Raw genomic sequence first — 17,085 nt, forward strand, 5'->3', positions numbered from 1 at the left:
ACCCGCCGGGCGATGGGCATCCGTGTGCCGATGGCCACCGCCATCAGCGACATCGCCGCCGCCCGCCGCGACTACCTCGACGAGTCCGGCGGCCGCTACGTCCACGTGATCGCCGACGGCGGGCTGGGCACCTCCGGCGACATCGTCAAGGCCCTGGGCATGGGCGCCGACGCGGTCATGCTCGGCACCACCCTGGCCCGTGCCGAGGAGGCCCCCGGGCGCGGCTGGCACTGGGGCCCGGAGGCGGTGCACCCGGATTTCCCGCGCGGACACCGCACCCACGTGGGCACCGTCGGTCCGCTGGAGGAGGTTCTCTGGGGCCCCAGCCACCACACCGACGGGTCGTCGAATCTGATGGGCGGGCTGCGCCGGGCGATGGCCGCCACCGGCTACTCGGACCTGAAGTCCTTCCAGCGGGTGGACGCGATCGTCTCCCCGCCGAGCCAGCAGCAGAGCCGCTGAGCAGCAGAGCCGCCGGCCGTCGAGGGCACCGCTGGCCGCCCACGTCGGGGTCCCTGTCCGAGTCACATCTCGGGCACGCGATCGGGCAGATACGACTCGAACTGGGACGTCGATCGCCCGGCCGCATGAGAAGAGCCCGTCGGCTCCGCCGCAGCTGACTGCGGGGGAGCCGGCAGGCTCTCTCAGCGGGCCGGCACGGCCGGCGCGGACGTCACGTCAGCGACGGGCCCCGGTGGTCAGTTGCCTCGGCCGTTGCCGTTGTTCCCCTTGCCGTTCCCGTTGTTGCCATTGCCGTTGTTCTGGCCCGGCCCGTTGCCCGGGTGGTCGTCCCGAGTGTGACCTTTGCCCTCGGGAGGGCCCTGACCATGGCCCGGGTTCCCGGAATCATCGCCGGAGCCGTCCTCGCCGGATCCGTCGTCCGAGCCGTCCTCGGAGTCCAGCGCGATGTCGACGATCACCGGGTCGTGGTCGGAGGCGCGCCACTGGTCCGGGGCGTAGAGGTCGGTGGCGCTGCCGTTGTAGCGGCTGTACTCCGCCGCGATCGGCTCGACCGAGTTGATGCTCCAGATGTCTGTCTGCACCACTGAGTCCGCCGCCGCCTCGGTGCCGAGGACGTGGTCGAGCGAGCCGACCTGCCCGTCGTAGGCGTAGGTGTCGCCGGCGTCGGCGGCGAGGTTGCTGAAGCCGCCGTCGGCGAGCACCTGCAGCGGGTCCTCCTGGGTGTAGGAGTTGAAGTCGCCCATCAGGAAGACCCGCTCGGTGCCGGTGTCGGCGGCCAGCGCGTCGGCGAAGGCGTCCAGAGCCCCGGCCTGCTCCTGCCGGGCGGCGTTCCACGCGCCCTGGCCGTCGCCGGTCTCGGCGTTCGGGCCGTCGTCGGGCGCCGAGCCCTTGGACTTGAGGTGGTTGACGACCGCGAAGAAGCGGTCGTCCTCGTCGCCGTCGACCGGCTGGAACTGCTGGGCCAGCGGCTCGCGGGCGTTGGAGAAGATCGACTCGACGTCGAGGGCCGACAGCTCGTCGGTCATGATGTCGTCGATGCCCTCGTCGAAGAGGATCCGCGAGTCGCCCACCGGCTCGACGGCGTCGACGCGGTGGATGAAGCCGTTGCGGATCACGTCCTCGTCCTCGACGGCCGGAGTCTCCGCGGGGCTGGCCACCGCGGCCCACTCCTCGGCCCCCAGATCGGCGTTGAGCGCCTCGACCAGGTTCTCCATGGCCATGTCGCGGTCGGCGTCGTCGGTGAAGTGCGCGGAGTTCTCGATCTCCTGCAGCGCGACGACGTCGGCGTCCAGCGCGTTGATCGCGGTGACGATCTTGGTCTGCTGCCGCTCGAAGGACTCCTGCGAGTACGCGCCGCGGACGGTGCACCAGTCAGTGGTGGTCGGCTCGCCGTCGCGGTCGCTGTAGTAGTCGCAGCCCTGTTCGTCCTCGCCGAGGTGGACGAAGTAGTTGAGCACGTTGAAGCTGGCCAGCCGCACGTCGCCCTCCGGCGCGGCGGGCTGCTGCTCGGAGGCGCGGGTGTCCTCGATCGTGGCCGGCTGCACCTCCCCGGCGGTCTCGCCCGTCAGGTGGCCGGTGGGCTGCAGCCGCCACTCGTCGTAGCGGTGGTCGACGATCACCGGCTGCTCCCACTGCACGTCGGCGCCGATGCGAGCCGGGGCTGAAGCGGTGATGTAGGGCAGCTCCTGGTCCCAGCCGGGGGAGCGGCTGAGGTTCGTCGAGGATCCGTCGTCCAGATAGAACAGCCGCTCGGAGTTCTCGGCGGCCAGCGCCCGGGCCTGTTCGCCGGGGGCGACGACGTCGGTGGGCGTGGACAGCGGCTCGTCGCCGGCGACCACGCCGATCTCGCCGTACTGGTTCAGCGTGTAGTTGTCGGTGACCGTGTAGCTGCCCTGCGGGTCGATGAGCATCCCCGCCAGGCTCTGCCGCTCGGCCTCGGTCTCCGGGAACTCGACGACGGCGGGCTTGATCGCTTCGGCCGGCTCGTCGAGCTGGGCCAGCGCATGCTCCGGGGTCTGGTCGGACCCGGCGTAGAGGGAGAGCTGGACCTGGCCGGAGTAGGTGGTCACGTCGGCGGTGAGTTCGACGTGGTCGCCGACGGAGACTTCGCCGACCTGCCAGGGGGAGTAGACGAAGATCGCGTCCGAGGCGCTGTGCTCGTCGAGGTCGACGTCGCCGCCGGTGCCCGGGGTCTGGACGACGAATCCGTCGAAGCCGCCGGTCGGGTAGGCGGCGGTGACCACCCCGCTGACGGTGACCGGCTGCTCGAGCAGCTCGTTCTCGCCGGAGTCCAGGCTGCGCGGGATCTCGTCGATCGCCAGCTCGGTCGGATCGTTCCGGTCGTCCTCGCCGTCGCCGGAGCCGCCGTCGCCGCCGTCGCCCTCGTGGACGATCTGCTCGCCGGCGCTGTTGGTCGGGGTGATCGTCGAGGACAGCGCGAAGTCCGCGGAGTTGTCGTCGGTGTCGATGCCGTCGGCGCGGACCATGGAGCGCACGTCCGAGCTGCCCGAGACCGAGTCGGCGGCCGCGGTCTCGACGGTGTTGGCGCCGCCGTAGCCGAGCAGATCGACCACGCCGTCGACGTCCTGGGCGTCGCCCAGCGGCACGTCGATCGGCTGGTCGGAGTCGGACAGCCAGATCACGCCGTCGCGCATGGCGGTCGCCCCGCCGAGATGCTCGTCCGGCTCCGGCAGGACCTGCCCGTCCCCGGCGGAGAGGCCGGGGTTGGAGATCAGGTAGTGGCCGCCGGGCTCGATGCTGCCGCTGAGGTCGGTGTGCCCCGACGGTGTGAGGTTGTCCTCGCCGCGCGAGGAGGGGCGGTAGTTGATCGACCAGTCGGAGAGGTCCACCGGCGTCTCGCCGGTGTTCTGCAGCTCGATGAAGCGCTGATCGAAGGCGGCGTCGGTGCCGGCGCCGGTGGTGTAGACCTCGCTGATGACGACGTCGGCGCTCTCCTGCTGGGCGGCGAGCTCGGTCTGGTCGGTCTGCTGGTCGCCCGTCTGCTCGGGCTGCTGCGGGACGGCGGCCGCCGGAGCGGGTGCGAGCAGCGCGGCGGTCAGGCCGGCGCCGGCGACGACCGCGGTCAGGCCGCGCCGTCGGGATCCCGGAGCGCCGGCGGTGCGGGTCTGGTCAGAGGTGACATCCATAGCGGGGGTTCCTCATCGTCGGTGGGTGTGGTGACAGTGCGTCGTGATCGGGCGACGGCGCCCGGCCGCGGGGCCTGGGTCGTGCCGCCGCCCGATCCCATCATCGTGGTGTGAACGACATGCGACGTCGGGGCGAACACGCTGTGGTCGACCTCGACGTCGCCGCCGTCGGACGTCCCGGGAACTGACGGGGAATTCCGTCTCGGGAACGCCCCACGGCCGCGTATCGGCCGGATCAGCGCACGGCGCGACGCCGGGTGAGCAACACCAGCGCGGTGCCGCCGCCCAGCGCCACGACGACGGCGGCCATCAGCAACGCCGCGCCGGAGGCGCCCGTGGAGGCCAGGTCCTCATCCGAACCGTCGTCGGCGACGGGCTCGGTCGTCTCGCCCCGATCGCTCGACTCGTCCTGGGCATCCGAGCCGGCCGGTGCGTCGGCCTCCTGTCCGGCGTCCTGCTGCTCGGTCGGCTGCTCGGTCGGCTGTCGGGTGGACGCGTCCTGATCGCTCGGCTCGTCGTCCTCCGGGGAGCCCGAGCCGGTCTCGGAGGAACCGTCCGGGGTCTCGCTCGGGGTCTCCTCCGGAGTCTCGCCGTCGGCTGCGGCGAGCACCTCGCCGGAGACGGTCACGGGCAGCTCCAGCCGGGTCCCGGTGACGGGCTCCTCGATGACCAGCGGCACCTCGCCGGCCTCCGGTGCGGCGTCGTCCGTCGTCGAGGCCAGCGCGGTGCTCAGAACCGCGGAGACCTCGGAGGCCTCGCCGCCGTCGAGGTGCTCAGGGACTTCCACGGTGATCTCGGCACGGCCGCGCTCGTCGGTCTGGTCCACGAAGCTGGTGTCCAGCGGGACGGTTCCCCTGTCGGCGCCGCCGAGCGAGACCGAGACCTCATCGCCGACCGGCGCGGCGGCGGTGCTGTGGGCGAGGCCGCCGATCTCCAACGAGATCTCGTCGCCGGGGCCGTGGACGGCGCCGGGGTCGCTCTGCCAGGTCACCGCGGTCGAGCGCAGCGCACTGTCCGGAGCGACCGGGGTGTGCTCCTCGACGTAGTCGACGATGCCGGTCAGATCCGTCATCCCGGTGTCCGAAGAGGGCGCCTCGGTGAACACCGAGAACCCGTCGCCGCCGGAGGCCAGGAAGCTGTTGGCCATCACCTGGTAGGTGGTGTCCGCGTCGAGGGGCTCGCCGTCGACCACGACGTGGCCGAGGCGCTCGCCGATCGGGGCGGTCGGGTCGTAGGTGTAGCGCAGCTCGGCCGACTGGGCCAGCGTGATGGTGGTGTCCTCGCGCCACTGCTGCTCGAGCAGCCTCCGGACCTGCTCGCCGGTCAGGTCCAGGACCGCCAGCGTGTTGGCGAAGGGCTGGGAGGTGGCCAGCTCCTCGTAGGTGATCTCTCCGGAGCCGACGTCGGCGCGCAGGCCGCCGGGGTTCATCACGCCGAAGTCGACGTCCGGCGTGGTCTGCCGGGCCGCCCAGGCCTGGGCGTCGGCGACGAAGCTGCCCAGCGGCGAGGAGGCCGCGCGGTTCTCCGAGCCGTCGGCGTTCTGCGCCCGATCCAGCGGCAGCTCGCCGGTGACCTCGCCGACCACTGCAGCTCCGGCCTCGTCGGCGTGGGCCACCGCGTCGTCGACGATGCCCTGGACCTCCGCGTCGGTGCAGGCATCGGCGTCCGGGGCGGCGTCGTCGACCAGGTCGACGACCTCGGCCCGGGACTCGACGACTTCGCCGGCGGCGCGGTCGTAGGTCAGCTCCAGCGACCCCAGTCCCTCGGAGTACTGGCCGGTCTGGGTGACCCAGGTGCCGTTCGCGTTCTGCAGCGCGTACTCCTGGTGGGTGTGCCCGGAGATGATCGCGTCCACCGAGGCCGGGACCTGGTCGACGAGCTTCCCGTAGGGGGCGCCGTCTGCGGAGGCCAGGTCGGTGCCCGGCGCTCCGTCGTGGGCGAGGACGACGATGACGTCGGCCTTCTCCTCCGAGGTCAGCTCCTCGGCATAGTGGTTCACCGTCTCGGACATGTCGGCCCAGCGGATGCCCTCGACGCCGGCCGGGCTGACCAGATTCGGCATGTCCTCGGTGATGACGCCGATGAAGCCGACGTCGACGCCGTCGACCTCCTCGACCGCATAGGGCTCGTAGAGCGGCTCCCCGGAGGAGGCGTCGACGATGTTCGCGCCCAGCAGCGGGAAGTCGGACTCGGGGAGGAGCCGGTCGTCGACGTCGGCGGAGCCGCCGTCGAACTCGTGGTTGCCCAGCGCGGAGACGTCGAGGTCCATCGCGTTGAGCGCCTCGATGGTCGGCTGGTCGTCCTGGATGAAGGAGGTGAAGGTCGAGGCGCCGACGTTGTCGCCGGCGGAGACGAACAGCGTGTTCGGGTTCTCGGCGCGGCGAGCGTCGACGGTGCAGGCCAGTCGCGAGGCGCCGGCGACGTCGCCGTCGGCCTCCAGGCGACCGTGGAAGTCGTTGATGGAGAGGATGTCGAGGTCGACGAGGTCCTCGGTCGAGCTGCTCTGCGTGTCCTGCTCCGGAGTCGCGGTCTCCTCGGCCGTCGCCGCGGCGGCCGGGGCGGGGCCGATCAGCGCCAGTGCCAGCGCTGCGGCGGCCGAGCCGCGCGGCAGCGGACGGGAGCGTCGCGGCTGGTCGACAGGTGGTTCTCGATATGTCACCGGGGGTGTGCCTCTCATCTCGACAGTACGGTGCGTGATCCCTGCGCGTGGTCGTCGGTCGGGGAGCAGCGGGGGCTCCACGTGACGGCACGCACATCGTTCAGTTCATCAACCTTCTCTTAACAGCAGACGACGGCGGGGCGAACGCCACGCCACGACCTCGTCGGCGGCAGGAACGTCCGCTCGGCGGCGCGGGTGGCGTCGAAGCGCACTGCAGTGCGTGAATGGAGGCATGCAGACGGATGGGCGGACGGAGACGATCATCGAGGCCGAGGGGCAGCTGGACGCGGTGTCGCGCGAGCTGTCGGTCGAGCGGACGCGCGGGGGAGCGGACTCCGATGCGGCTCCCGGTGCGGACGACGGCGAGCTGGCCGTCACGCTGCGTCTGATCCAGGGTCACCCGGTCGGCGTCGAGGAGCTCTGGCAGGCGCTGACCTCTCCGGAGCGCCTGGCCCAGTGGCTGCATCCGGTCGCCGGGGAGCTGCGTGAGGGCGGGCGCTTCGAGGTCGAGGGGGCGGCGAGCGGCGTCGTGGAGTCCTGCCGGCCGCCGCGCTCGCCGGAGGAGCGGGGGATGCTGCAGGTGACCTGGGAGTTCGGCGAGGACGTCTCGCGGGTGGTCGCCCGCTGCGACCCGGTCGAGGAGGCCGGCGCGACGGCGGGCGCGCGCCTGATCCTCGAGCACCATGATCGGTGCCCCGAGTCCTTCTGGCGCGAGTACGGCCCCGGTGCGGCCGGCGTCGGCTGGGATCTGACGCTGCTGGGGCTGGCCCATCATCTGCGCGCCGGCCGCAGCCGTCCCGTCGAGGAGTCGGCCTGGGTGACCACGCCGGAGGCGCGGGAGTTCATCGCCGGAACCAGCATCCGCTGGGCGGCGGCCTCCGTGGCCGCCGGCACCGAGGAGGAGCAGGCCCGTGCCGCTGAAGCGCGGGCGACGGCCTTCTACACCGAGCCGCAGCCGGGGGAGTGAGCGGCCGTATTCGACGAGTGCCGGAGGAAGGATTCGAGGAGGTCTCGCCTCCCGTCGCCTCGCAAGAGTCGTCGTGCGCGCTCGGCGACGCCACGACCTGCCTCTCCAACGGGGAGAGGCGTTGCAGCGATCGAGCGAGACCGCATCCTCGCACCCTCCCCGGCGGCCCCGCCGGCCTCATCGTGTCCAGGAGATTCCCAGTGGCTACTCGGCCTGCAGTCATGACCCACATGTAGCGTGGTCATCACCTCATCGAGGTGCGAGTGATACGGGCCCCCGGGCTGGCCATTCTGAAGCGTCCCCTCAACGCTGGTCAGCTCGGGGGTCTTCTCCGCTGTTCGAGAATGGGGTCCGGGACTCGCACGAGCCCTGGACCCCGAGCGTTCCGTCGGGATGAGTACTCGGACCAGCTCACTGGTCACGATTCCGCGTTGCTGCCGCCCGGGGCTGGCCGGAGGCGGTGCGCCGTCACAGCACAGCTCGCGGCGATCACTGCCAGCGCACCGGCGATCCCCCAGAGCTCGGGGGTCCCGCCGTCGAACAGTTGAGGGATGACCACGATCAACCCCGCCGCGGCGAGCACCATCGGGATGAAGAACGCCAGGAACTGCTTGCGCCCCTTCGACATGTCTCTCACCTCAGAAGCAACTGGCGACGGCGGTCACCGACGCGCCACCGATGGTTGCATAGCCGCCGATGCACGCAGCGCACACAGCTGCGCTGAAACCGGTCGCCGACGTCACGCACGCCCCAGCACACATCGTGGCGATGAGATAGGCGGTTCCACCGCCGACGCCGAGCACTGCGGTGATGCAGGCGACAGTACTGCCGACTCCTGCCTGGGAGACCTCCGATCCGCCCCCGTAGACGCCGACGTCAGCGGATGACTCGCCCTGCGTGACGGAACTGTCCTGGAAGGCAGACTGGACGCCGGATGGATCAGTCGAGGCATTGCCCGCTGCCGTGCCGGGTGGTCAGCAGCGGCGAGAGTCTCACTGTCGATGGTCTTGTCGACGGACAGCTGGCCGTCGGTGTAAGAGGTGACGTGGACATCGCCTGACGGCTGCTTCCGGATCAGCGACTCGCTGTGCGAAGCAACATCTCCTGCCTCATCGTAGATGACCGTGACGTTGCTGGGCTCGATGTAGTCGCCACCCACCGGGATCGTCACCGACCGGAACGTCTCGCCTTCGGCGTCCACGGTGTTCACCGCGGCATCGACGGTCTCCAGAGCTGATTCTGCGTCATGCAGCTGCACCTCTCCGCCGCTGAGGTCCGCGAGAGCCGCATCCGTCAGGATCTCAGCTTCGTCCCCCTCGAGAGTCGTCAGCGTGGTCGAACCTTCTGCCGGATCAACCGTGGCAGAACAGGTCTGGGCGCCCGCGACCGGGCCGGACGAAGCCGTCGAATCGGCTGCCGACTCGACGTCGGTGACGCCTCCCGGATTCGGCGTCGCAGCCTCGGGTCCCGTCACGATGCTGCTCGAGAGGGCGGCCGCCGCCAGCGGGACGACGGAGCGAGTGATCAGGCCGAACATCATGCACCTCCATATACTCATTGCCTCGTGCAATCGAAAGTAGTCGGCGACGGCAGCGGCCGACAGGCGACTTAAGTACCCATTTCACGGCGGACTCATCGGTCGACGACACGAGGACCGTCCCCTCGCGATGGATATCCGAGACCATCACCGAGCCGGGCAGAGCAGCGGCCCCGCGCGCTGCGGCGAGGGCCGGTGTGCGATGCCGAATGACTGTCCGTCCGCAGGCGGGAAGTGCGCACACTCATGTGCGCATCTCGGGCGGTGTCGTCGAGGACGTCGCGGAGGTCCTCGGCGCGACGCTTCTCGGAGAAGGTGCGGGACTGGAATCCCTGGTCCGGATCGCGCCACACGACGGTGCAGGCCGGCCGGCCGGACTTCGTGATGCGGGTGCGAATCGTGGCCATAGGGTTATAGGCCCGGATCTTATGGCGGGCCACGGACAGCTGTGCCGACATATCGGGCATCTGCGCCGACAAAGAGAGCCCCTGACCCGGAAAAGTCCAGGTCAGGGGCTCTCTGCTCGGCGGTGACGGTGGGATTCGAACCCACGGTGCGTTTCCGCACACGACATTTCGAGTGTCGCACCTTCGGCCGCTCGGACACGTCACCTTGAGACCTGACAATGCTACCGGAGGTCCCCCGCGCGGACCAATTCGAGGTCGGAAGCCCGGCTCCTCAGGCGTGGAACGGGGCGTGCACCGGTCCGGCGACCCGTTCGCCGCCCAGCTCGTCGAGGGCCAGCACCACCGAGGCGCCGACGACCTCGCCGCCGAGCTCGGCGATCAGCCTCCGCGAGGCGCCCAGCGTCCCGCCGGTGGCCAGGATGTCGTCGACCAGCAGCACCCGGGCGCCGGTCGGCAGCACCCCGGGCGCCTCGATGGCCGCGCTGCCGTACTCCAGGTGGTACTCGATCGAGGCCGCCGGATTCGGCAGCTTGCCGGCCTTGCGGATCGGCAGCGTGCCCACGCCGGCGGTCGCGGCGATGGTGCCGGCCAGCAGGAAGCCGCGCGCCTCGATCCCGGCGACGATGTCGAACGCTCCGGCGAACGGGGTGATCATCGCCTCGGTCACCGCCCCCAGCGCCGCGGCGTCGACCAGCACCGGCGAGATGTCGCGGAAGAGCACGCCGGGCTCGGGGTAGTCCGGCGTCTCGGCGATCAGCGACTCGGCGCGCGTCAGGGCGCCGGTCAGGGCTTCGGGGAACGGGTGGTCGGTGAGCACCGGGCAACGATAGCAACTTCCGGTGCGTCCGGCCCCGGGCTGCCCGCCCACGCCGGTCCGCGCCCGTCCGTGCTCGGCGACGCCGCTCGGCAGCGGAGCGTGCCTCAGGGGACGACGACGGCGCGACCGCGCAGTGTGCCCTCGTGCAGCCGATGGTAGGCCTCGGGCGCCTCGTCGAGGCTGAACCGCTCGGTCTCCACGGACACCTGGCCGGTGCGCGCGAGTTCGAACACCTCGATGAGCTCCGAGCGGCTGCCCCAGTACGGCCCGCGGATCGTGGAGTCGTAGGGACGGGCCAGCATTCCGACGTCGGTGGATGCGGCGCCGACGCCGACGAGGACCTGGTCGGACTCCGGGCCGAGCAGCGCGGCCCCCAGGTCCACCGTCGGCTGGGCGGCGACGAAGTCGAAGACTGCGGTGACGGTCGTCGAGCCGACGGCCTCGGCGATCCGGCCGGCGGCCTGCTCGTCGGAGGCGAAGGCGTGGTGGGCGCCGACCTCGCGGGCCAGGGCGAGCTTCTCCTCGCTGATGTCGAGGGCGACGACCGTCGCCGGGGTCAGCGCCCGGAGCAGCTGGATCGCGACGTGTCCGAGCCCGCCGGCGCCGATGACCACGGCGGTGCTGCCGGGCCCCAGCTTCGTCAGCGAGCCGGTGATCGCATGGTACGGCGTCAGGCCGGCGTCGGTCAGCGCCACATGGGTCACCGGGTCGAGATCGCCGAGCGGGACCAGGTGCCGCGGGTCGCGGACGATCAGGTGCTCGGCCATCGCGCCGTCGGAGCCGAGGCCCGGAGGGGTGATGCCCAGTTCGGCGGCATGCGGGCAGTAGTTCTCCTTGCCCTGCGCGCAGGCGTGGCAGCGCCCGCAGCCCTGCGGTCCGTAGACGGCGACGGCGTCGCCCACGGCCACAGCCTCGACGCCGGCGCCCAGCGCGTCGACGACGCCGACCCCCTCATGGCCGAGCGTCATCGGCAGCGGGTAGCCGAACTGTTCATACTCCTCATCTGATAGACCCATGACGAAGGAGTCGGAGTGGCAGGCACCGGCCGCGGTGACCCTCAGGCGCACCTCTCCCGGGCCGGGCTCGGGGGTCGGCACCTCCCTGACCTCCGGCGGACGACCGATCTCCACGTACTGCAGTGCTTTCATCAGAACCTCCTGGCGGTGGACGCGGTATGTCCGGCCATTCTTCTGGGTGCAGGAGGGGCTGTCACGAGGCGTCGGCCGGACCCTCGGTGCAGGCGGCCGCTCGGCCGGTCAGCGCAGGCGCTCGGCGAAGAAGGCGCGCAGCTGCTCGGCGCACTCGGCCTCGCGCACCCCGGGGTGGACCTCCACCCAGTGGTTCAGCCGCGGCTCGCGCAGGATGTCGAAGACCGAGCCGGAGGCGCCGGCCTTCTCGTCCCAGGCGCCGAAGACCACGGTGTCGATCCGCGAGAGCACGATGGCCCCGGCGCACATCGGGCACGGTTCCAGGGTGACCGCCAGCGTGCAGTCGGCCAGATGCCAGCTGCCGCGGGCGGCGGCGGCCTCGCGCAGCGCGTTGATCTCGGCATGGCCGGCCGGGTCGACGTCGCGCTCGCGGGTGTTCGATCCGGTGCCCAGCACCGTGCCGTCCGCGGCGACCACGACGGCGCCGACCGGCACGTCGCCGTCGTCGCCGGCCCGGGCGGCCAGCTCGAGGCAGCGGCCGATCAGCGTGCGCTGCGTGGCGGACGAGCGGGGGTCGAAGGTGTCGGCAGCGCCGGAGCCGGCGTCGTGCCGGGCCTCGGGCGTCTCGGGAGCGGGCATGCGGCCAGCCTACCGAGCGCGGTCCGGCCGACGGGCTGCTGGTAGTTTGGAGCCATGCGCGTACAGGTCGTCGAACACCCGTTGATCGCCCACAAGCTCACCCAGCTGCGTCGGGCGGAGACCAGCTCGAACCACTTCCGCCAGCTCACCCAGGAGCTGGTGATGCTGCTGTCCTACGAGGCCAGCGACTCGATCGCCGTCGAGCCGGTCACCATCACCACTCCGGTCACCGAGACCGAGGGCACGCAGCTGGCGGGTCCGACGCCGCTGGTGGTCCCGGTCCTGCGCGCCGGGCTGGGCATGCTCGAGGGCATGACCTCGATGATCCCGACGGCCGAGGTCGGCTTCCTGGGCATGGCGCGCAACGAGGAGACCCTCGACATCATCACCTACGCCGAGCGGCTGCCCGACGACCTCACCGGCCGCCACGTCTTCGTGCTCGACCCGATGCTGGCCACCGGCGGCACGCTGGCCGAGTCCATCCGCTTCCTGACGGAGCGCAACGCCGCACAGGTGACCTGCATCTGCCTGCTGGCCGCCCCGGAGGGCATCGAGCGGCTGAAGAAGGAGGTCGGCGACCTCGACGTCGAGCTGTACCTGGCCGCCATCGACGAGAAGCTCGACGAGAACGCCTACATCGTCCCCGGCCTCGGCGACGCCGGCGATCGGCTCTACGGCCTGGCCGAGTAGGACCTGCCGCCGCGTCCGGACCGTCCGGGCCATCCGGGAGCCGTCCAGCAGGCGTTCAGTCGAAGCGGGTATGCGCCGCCTGCTCGCGTCCCCGGCGGGCTCGTTCCCGCTGCGGGTCCGCCGCCATCGGTGCCGCCGGTGGCTCGTTCCTCGGCACTCCTCCGTTGATCTCACAGGGATCCGGTCGTGCGGTGAGGGTGCCCCGCGCTCTCGGTCGCGCTCTCGGTCGCGCTCGGGGCGGCGAGGGATCGCGTGCGGGGAGGCGCGCGGGGCACAGTGTGATCCTGAACACGGTGACCCCGTATTGTCTCACGATGTGAAAGATCTGCGTCTATATTACTTGCAAATTTCATGTGTGACGGAGAGTCTGGACTGACGAGACCAGCGGCACCAGCCAGGAGAGAGCAGGTCACATGTCCGCCGATTCCAGCCAGGCCCAGAACCCCGGGTACGTCCACGTCTCCGTGCGCAACGCCGCCCGTCGCGCCGAGCTCGCCCGTCGCGTGCGCGGAGGCCAGGACGGCCGTGCGGGGCAGTCGACCGGGTCCTCGGCGGCCCGGGGCGGACGCTCGCGGCGCGCCGGTTCAGCATCCTCGGCGGAGGCCCAGCCCCGCACCGCGCCGGTCCCGGTGGTCGCGCAGAACGGCGGCGGCCCGCAGATGGTCCAGCCCGACGTCGTCGCCCGCGGCTTCGTCGTCTACGTGGGACTGGACGAGGACGCCGCCTCCGCGGCCGGCACCTCGCTGCACCGCATCGCCACCGAGATGCGCGACTACGTCGAGTCCATCGCCCCGGACTCGCAGGTGCACATCGCCATGGCCATGGCCTCGGCGGCCGCCGAGGGCGGTGACCTGGAAGTGGTCCGCCAGGCTCTCGGGGACCCGACTGTCGCCCACCGCGCCGCGGACGCCCCGCTGGCGGCTCCGCAGACGCCGTCGTCGGCCGGGGTGCTCATCGATCTCTCGCGGCGCGAGGTCAAGCTCGACGGCGAGGATCTCAACCTGACCTACAAGGAGTTCGAGCTGCTGAACTACCTGGTCGAGAACGGGTCGCGGACCGTCGGGCGCGAGGAGCTGCTGCACGCGCTGTGGCGCCACGCCGACCCGGATCAGATGCCCAACGAGCGCACCATCGACGTCCACATCCGGCGGCTGCGTTCGAAGCTCGGCCGGCTGGCGAACACCGTGCGCACCGTCCGCGGGCAGGGGTACCGCTTCTACGAGCACCCTGAGGTCACCGTCTGGGCCGCGCCCGAATACTCCATCTGATCTCCCTGCGACCTCGATCCGAACTGAGGCTCTGATGTCGACTGCCGAGCTGCTGGTGCTTCGCCACGCCCAGGCCGGGCACTCCTTCAGCGAGGAGGACCATGCCCGCACGCTGACCGAGCGGGGAGCCGAGCAGGCTCGCGCCGTGGGGGCACGGCTGCTGGACGCGGGCGCCCATCCCGACTGGATCATCTGCTCCGACGCCATGCGCACCCGGCAGACCTGCACCTGGGTCGGCCAGCAGCTGGGGGAGAAGGGATCGACGGCGTATCACGAGCCGCGACTGTATCTGGCCTCCTCGCGGGCGATGCTCTCGGTGATCAACGAGACGCCGGAGACGGTGCGCTCGCTGCTGGTGATCGCCCACATGCCCGGCGTCCAGGAGCTCAGCAGCGAGCTCGCCTCCGCCGACTCCGAGGAGGAGCCGGTGCTCCGGATGGCCGGCAGCTGGCCGACGGCGGGGCTGGCCCGTTTTCGGATCGCCAAGCCTTGGGCCGAGCTCGACGGCCGCGACGCGCGGCTCGTGGAGTTCTGGGACTGAGCCGCAGCCCGCGCACAGCCCGAGCGCAGACCGGCTGACGAAGGGGGCCGACGACCGGATGATCCGGTCGGCGGCCCCCTTCTGTCGCGCGGCGGGCGCGGGAGGTGCGGCGGGACTCAGCCGTCCTGCTCGGTCTCCAGCACCTCGACGAGCGCGTCCAGCGCCTCCTCGGCGCCGTCGCCCTCGGCGGTGAGCACGACCTCGTGACCGTACTCGGCGCCGATGCCCATCAGGCCCAGGATGCTGCTCGCATCGAAGGTCTCCTCCGGGTCGTCGGCCTTGGCGATGGTCACCGGCACCGACTGCGAGCCGGCGGCCTCGGCGAACACGGCCGCGGGGCGGGCGTGCAGGCCGGCCTTCGAGCCGATGGTGGCGGTCCTCTGGGCCATGGGGTCGTCCTCCTGGATCGATCTGTCTGCGGGGGTCGGTGAGGGAATCCTCAGGGCCGCGACGACGGTGCCGTCGCGGGTCTGAGAACCATCCTAAGCGGTTCGCGCCGGTGTCAGGCCGCCACGGGCTCGGCCGCCGTCGTCTCGGCCGGTTCGCCTCGGCGAACCCAGCGCTTCAGCGCCACGACGGTCAGCGCGGTGACCACCGCACCGATGAGCACCGAGACCATGAACAGCGGGAAGGAGTCGATGGCGAAGAACACGAAGGCGCCGCCGTGGGGGGCCTGCGAGGTGATGCCGAAGCCCATGGTCAGCGCGCCGGTGACCGCACCGCCGACCATGGACGAGGGCAGCACGCGCAGCGGGTCGGCCGCGGCGAAGGGGATCGCGCCCTCGGAGATGAACGCCGCGCCCAGCAGCACCGCGGTCTTGCCGTTCTCCTGCTCGGCGGCGGTGAAGCGCCGCCGGTCGAGGAAGGTGGCCAACGCCATGCCCAGCGGCGGGACCATGCCCGCGGCCATGACGGTGGCCATGATCATCAGCGGAGCTGGGTTGTCGGCCACCGAGCCCGCCGAGAGGCCGGCGACGGCGAAGGAGTAGGCCACCTTGTTCACCGGGCCCCCGAGGTCCACGCACATCATCAGGCCCAGCACGAGGCCCAGGAGCACGGCCGCCGTGCCGGTCATGCCCGACAGCCAGGACTCCAGCCCGGAGGTCAGCTGGGCGATCGGTCCGCCGAGGAAGAGGACCATCAGTCCGGAGGAGACGATGGAGGCCAGCAGCGGGATGATCACCACCGGCATCAGCCCGGCCAGCCAGCGCGGCACGGCCAGCGAGCGGAGCCAGTGGGCGGCCAGGCCGGCGAGCACGCCGCCGACGATGCCGCCGATGAATCCGGCGCCCATGATGCCGGCGACCGAGCCGGCGACGAAGCCGGGTGCGATGCCGGGCCGATCGGCCATGCCGAAGGCGATGTAGCCGGCCAGAGCCGGCACCAGGAAGGCCATCGAGGCATTGCCGATGGTGAAGGCCACTGCCCCGAGGTAGGCACCCAGCTGGCCCATGCCGACGAAGTCCTCGGGCAGCTCGTCGCCGGAGGGCAGGTTCCACAGCGCGTTGTTCAGCGTGACGTCCTCGGAGACGTCGGTGATGGTGTAGCCGCCGAGCAGGAAGCCCAGGGCCATCAGCAGACCGCCGGCGGCGACGAATGGGATCATGTAGCTCACGCCCGTCATCAGCACGCGCTGGATCTTCTTGCCGAAGTGCTCGTCCTCCTCGGCGCCGGACTCCGAGGACTCGGCCGCAGCGGCGCTCACCCGGGCGGCCTGCGGATCGTCGGCGGCGGCGAGCGCGGCCTCGACCAGCTCGCCGGCGCCGTCGACGGCGCGCTTGACCGGCACGGCGACCACCGGCTTGCCGGCGAATCGGGCCTTGTCGCGGACGTCGACGTCGGTGGCGAAGATGACCGCCTCCGCGCCGGAGATCGCCTCCTGCGGCAGGGCCTCGGCGCCGGCCGAGCCCTGGGTCTCGACCTGCAGCTCGACGCCGCGGTCGGCGGCGGCCTGCTTCAGCGCGTCGGCGGCCATGTAGGTGTGGGCGATGCCCGTCGGGCAGGCGGTGATCGCCACCAGCCGGCGGGGACCGGACCCGGAGGCGCCGTCGGCGCCGCCGGTGGAGGCGTGCTCGGAGGAGGCCGAAGCGGCGGAGCTCGCCGGCGTCGCCTCGGCGGAGGCCTCCTCCGTCGGCGCGGCCGGCTCGACGGCGGAGGTGACCAGCTCGACGACCTCCTCGGCGGAGGAGGCTTCGCGCAGCGCGGTGACGAAGTCGGCCTTGACCAGCGAGCGGGCCAGCGCGGCGAGGATGGTCAGGTGGGCCTTGTCGGCGCCGTCGGGGGCGGCGATGAAGAAGGCCAGGTCCGCCGGGCCGTCCTTGGCGCCGAAGTCCACCGGCGCGGCGAGCCGGGCGAAGGCCAGGGTGGCCTCCTCGACGGCGGAGGTGCGGCAGTGCGGGATGGCGAAGCCGCCGGGCATGCCGGTCGGGGAGGTCTCCTCGCGGGCGGCCGCGTCGGCGGCCAGCTGCTCGGGGTCCTCGGTCCGGCCGGCGGCGGCGATCTGTGCCGCGAGGGCGTCGATGACCTCGCGCGGCCCGGTGTGGTCGAGAACGTCGAGGCTCACCAGCTGCGGTGTGATGATGCTGCTCATGGCAGAGTTCCTTCGATGGACGGGGGTGGGGTGACGAGTGATCGGGGGAGCGCCGCGGAGGGCGCAGGGGGCGGACCTCAGCGCGGTCGTCGCGGCAGCGGCTGCACGACGACGGCGGCGAGGTCGAGATCGTCCGGCGTCGGCATCACCGAGCCGGGGAGGGCGGCGGCGGCGCGTCCGTGGGCGGCCGCCCGACGCAGAGCGTCCTCGGCGG

Annotated in this window: 14 protein-coding genes and 1 tRNA gene; 5 read left to right on the forward strand and 10 right to left on the reverse strand. The window is 71.7% G+C overall.

The window, feature by feature from the left end; genetic code table 11:
* A partial coding sequence (locus tag GU5_RS0108995; RefSeq protein ID WP_010525255.1) for an IMP dehydrogenase occupies positions 1–462 on the forward strand: 462 nt, incomplete at its 5' end.
* 236 nt (positions 463–698) lie between these two features.
* Here the strand turns inward: GU5_RS0108995 and GU5_RS14960 are convergent.
* On the reverse strand, positions 699–3,608 hold the full coding sequence (locus GU5_RS14960; RefSeq protein ID WP_010525256.1) for an ExeM/NucH family extracellular endonuclease: 2,910 nt from the start codon (positions 3,606–3,608) through the stop codon (positions 699–701).
* 235 nt (positions 3,609–3,843) lie between these two features.
* Positions 3,844–6,267, reverse strand: coding sequence for a bifunctional UDP-sugar hydrolase/5'-nucleotidase (locus GU5_RS14965; protein WP_010525257.1), 2,424 nt, complete (start codon positions 6,265–6,267; stop codon positions 3,844–3,846).
* 232 nt (positions 6,268–6,499) lie between these two features.
* Here GU5_RS14965 and GU5_RS0109010 point away from each other — a divergent pair, with 232 nt between their 5' ends.
* Positions 6,500–7,234 carry an SRPBCC domain-containing protein gene (locus GU5_RS0109010; protein ID WP_010525258.1) on the forward strand — a complete coding sequence of 245 codons (735 nt, stop codon included), beginning with the start codon at positions 6,500–6,502 and terminating at the stop codon, positions 7,232–7,234.
* Between the two features lie 418 nt (positions 7,235–7,652).
* On the opposite strand, the gene GU5_RS0109015 is transcribed toward GU5_RS0109010, so the two are convergent.
* The 6 genes from GU5_RS0109015 to tadA all read right to left on the reverse strand — a co-directional run bounded on the left by GU5_RS0109015 (position 7,653) and on the right by tadA (position 11,782).
* The gene (locus GU5_RS0109015) at positions 7,653–7,862 is read right to left on the reverse strand and encodes a hypothetical protein (protein WP_010525259.1); all 210 of its coding nucleotides are present in this window, start codon (positions 7,860–7,862) and stop codon (positions 7,653–7,655) included.
* A 111-nt stretch (positions 7,863–7,973) separates the two neighbouring features.
* The gene (locus GU5_RS0109020; RefSeq protein ID WP_010525260.1) at positions 7,974–8,774 is read right to left on the reverse strand and encodes a hypothetical protein; all 801 of its coding nucleotides are present in this window, start codon (positions 8,772–8,774) and stop codon (positions 7,974–7,976) included.
* Between the two features lie 524 nt (positions 8,775–9,298).
* Positions 9,299–9,383, reverse strand: a tRNA-Ser gene (locus GU5_RS0109025).
* Positions 9,384–9,449: 66 nt separating this feature from the next.
* Positions 9,450–9,995 (reverse strand): adenine phosphoribosyltransferase, encoded by a 546-nt coding sequence (locus tag GU5_RS0109030; RefSeq protein WP_010525261.1) that lies wholly within the window; start codon positions 9,993–9,995, stop codon positions 9,450–9,452.
* A 104-nt stretch (positions 9,996–10,099) separates the two neighbouring features.
* Positions 10,100–11,143 (reverse strand): NAD(P)-dependent alcohol dehydrogenase, encoded by a 1,044-nt coding sequence (locus GU5_RS0109035; protein WP_010525262.1) that lies wholly within the window; start codon positions 11,141–11,143, stop codon positions 10,100–10,102.
* Between the two features lie 108 nt (positions 11,144–11,251).
* Entirely contained in the window at positions 11,252–11,782 is a 531-nt protein-coding gene (gene tadA / locus GU5_RS0109040; protein ID WP_010525263.1) for a tRNA adenosine(34) deaminase TadA, read from the reverse strand.
* 54 nt (positions 11,783–11,836) lie between these two features.
* Between tadA and upp the strand changes: the two genes are divergently transcribed.
* The 3 genes from upp to GU5_RS0109055 all read left to right on the forward strand — a co-directional run bounded on the left by upp (position 11,837) and on the right by GU5_RS0109055 (position 14,281).
* A complete protein-coding gene (gene upp, locus GU5_RS0109045) occupies positions 11,837–12,472 on the forward strand; it encodes a uracil phosphoribosyltransferase (RefSeq protein WP_010525264.1) in 636 nt (211 codons plus the stop codon).
* Between the two features lie 413 nt (positions 12,473–12,885).
* A complete protein-coding gene (locus GU5_RS0109050) occupies positions 12,886–13,740 on the forward strand; it encodes a winged helix-turn-helix domain-containing protein (protein ID WP_010525265.1) in 855 nt (284 codons plus the stop codon).
* A 34-nt stretch (positions 13,741–13,774) separates the two neighbouring features.
* Positions 13,775–14,281, forward strand: coding sequence for a histidine phosphatase family protein (locus GU5_RS0109055; protein WP_010525266.1), 507 nt, complete (start codon positions 13,775–13,777; stop codon positions 14,279–14,281).
* A gap of 116 nt (positions 14,282–14,397) precedes the next feature.
* On the opposite strand, the gene GU5_RS0109060 is transcribed toward GU5_RS0109055, so the two are convergent.
* Together GU5_RS0109060 and GU5_RS0109065 are read right to left on the reverse strand one after the other, a co-directional pair.
* The gene (locus GU5_RS0109060; protein WP_010525267.1) at positions 14,398–14,670 is read right to left on the reverse strand and encodes an HPr family phosphocarrier protein; all 273 of its coding nucleotides are present in this window, start codon (positions 14,668–14,670) and stop codon (positions 14,398–14,400) included.
* A gap of 113 nt (positions 14,671–14,783) precedes the next feature.
* Positions 14,784–16,871 (reverse strand): fructose-specific PTS transporter subunit EIIC, encoded by a 2,088-nt coding sequence (locus GU5_RS0109065; protein ID WP_010525268.1) that lies wholly within the window; start codon positions 16,869–16,871, stop codon positions 14,784–14,786.
* Positions 16,872–17,085: the final 214 nt, after the last annotated feature.

Source organism: Nesterenkonia sp. F (genome assembly GCF_000220985.1).
In the GTDB taxonomy this organism is placed as follows: Bacteria; Actinomycetota; Actinomycetes; order Actinomycetales; family Micrococcaceae; genus Nesterenkonia.

Coding starts and splice junctions, on each gene's coding strand:
- GU5_RS0109050 (WP_010525265.1), top strand. CDS start 12,886: ATGTCCGCCGATTCCAGCCAGGCCCAGAACCCCGGGTACGTCCACGTC.
- GU5_RS0109035 (WP_010525262.1), bottom strand. CDS start 11,143: ATGAAAGCACTGCAGTACGTGGAGATCGGTCGTCCGCCGGAGGTCAGG.
- GU5_RS0109055 (WP_010525266.1), top strand. CDS start 13,775: ATGTCGACTGCCGAGCTGCTGGTGCTTCGCCACGCCCAGGCCGGGCAC.
- GU5_RS0109060 (WP_010525267.1), bottom strand. CDS start 14,670: ATGGCCCAGAGGACCGCCACCATCGGCTCGAAGGCCGGCCTGCACGCC.
- tadA (WP_010525263.1), bottom strand. CDS start 11,782: ATGCCCGCTCCCGAGACGCCCGAGGCCCGGCACGACGCCGGCTCCGGC.
- GU5_RS0109020 (WP_010525260.1), bottom strand. CDS start 8,774: ATGATGTTCGGCCTGATCACTCGCTCCGTCGTCCCGCTGGCGGCGGCC.
- GU5_RS14960 (WP_010525256.1), bottom strand. CDS start 3,608: ATGGATGTCACCTCTGACCAGACCCGCACCGCCGGCGCTCCGGGATCC.
- GU5_RS0109010 (WP_010525258.1), top strand. CDS start 6,500: ATGCAGACGGATGGGCGGACGGAGACGATCATCGAGGCCGAGGGGCAG.
- GU5_RS0109015 (WP_010525259.1), bottom strand. CDS start 7,862: ATGTCGAAGGGGCGCAAGCAGTTCCTGGCGTTCTTCATCCCGATGGTG.
- GU5_RS0109065 (WP_010525268.1), bottom strand. CDS start 16,871: ATGAGCAGCATCATCACACCGCAGCTGGTGAGCCTCGACGTTCTCGAC.
- upp (WP_010525264.1), top strand. CDS start 11,837: ATGCGCGTACAGGTCGTCGAACACCCGTTGATCGCCCACAAGCTCACC.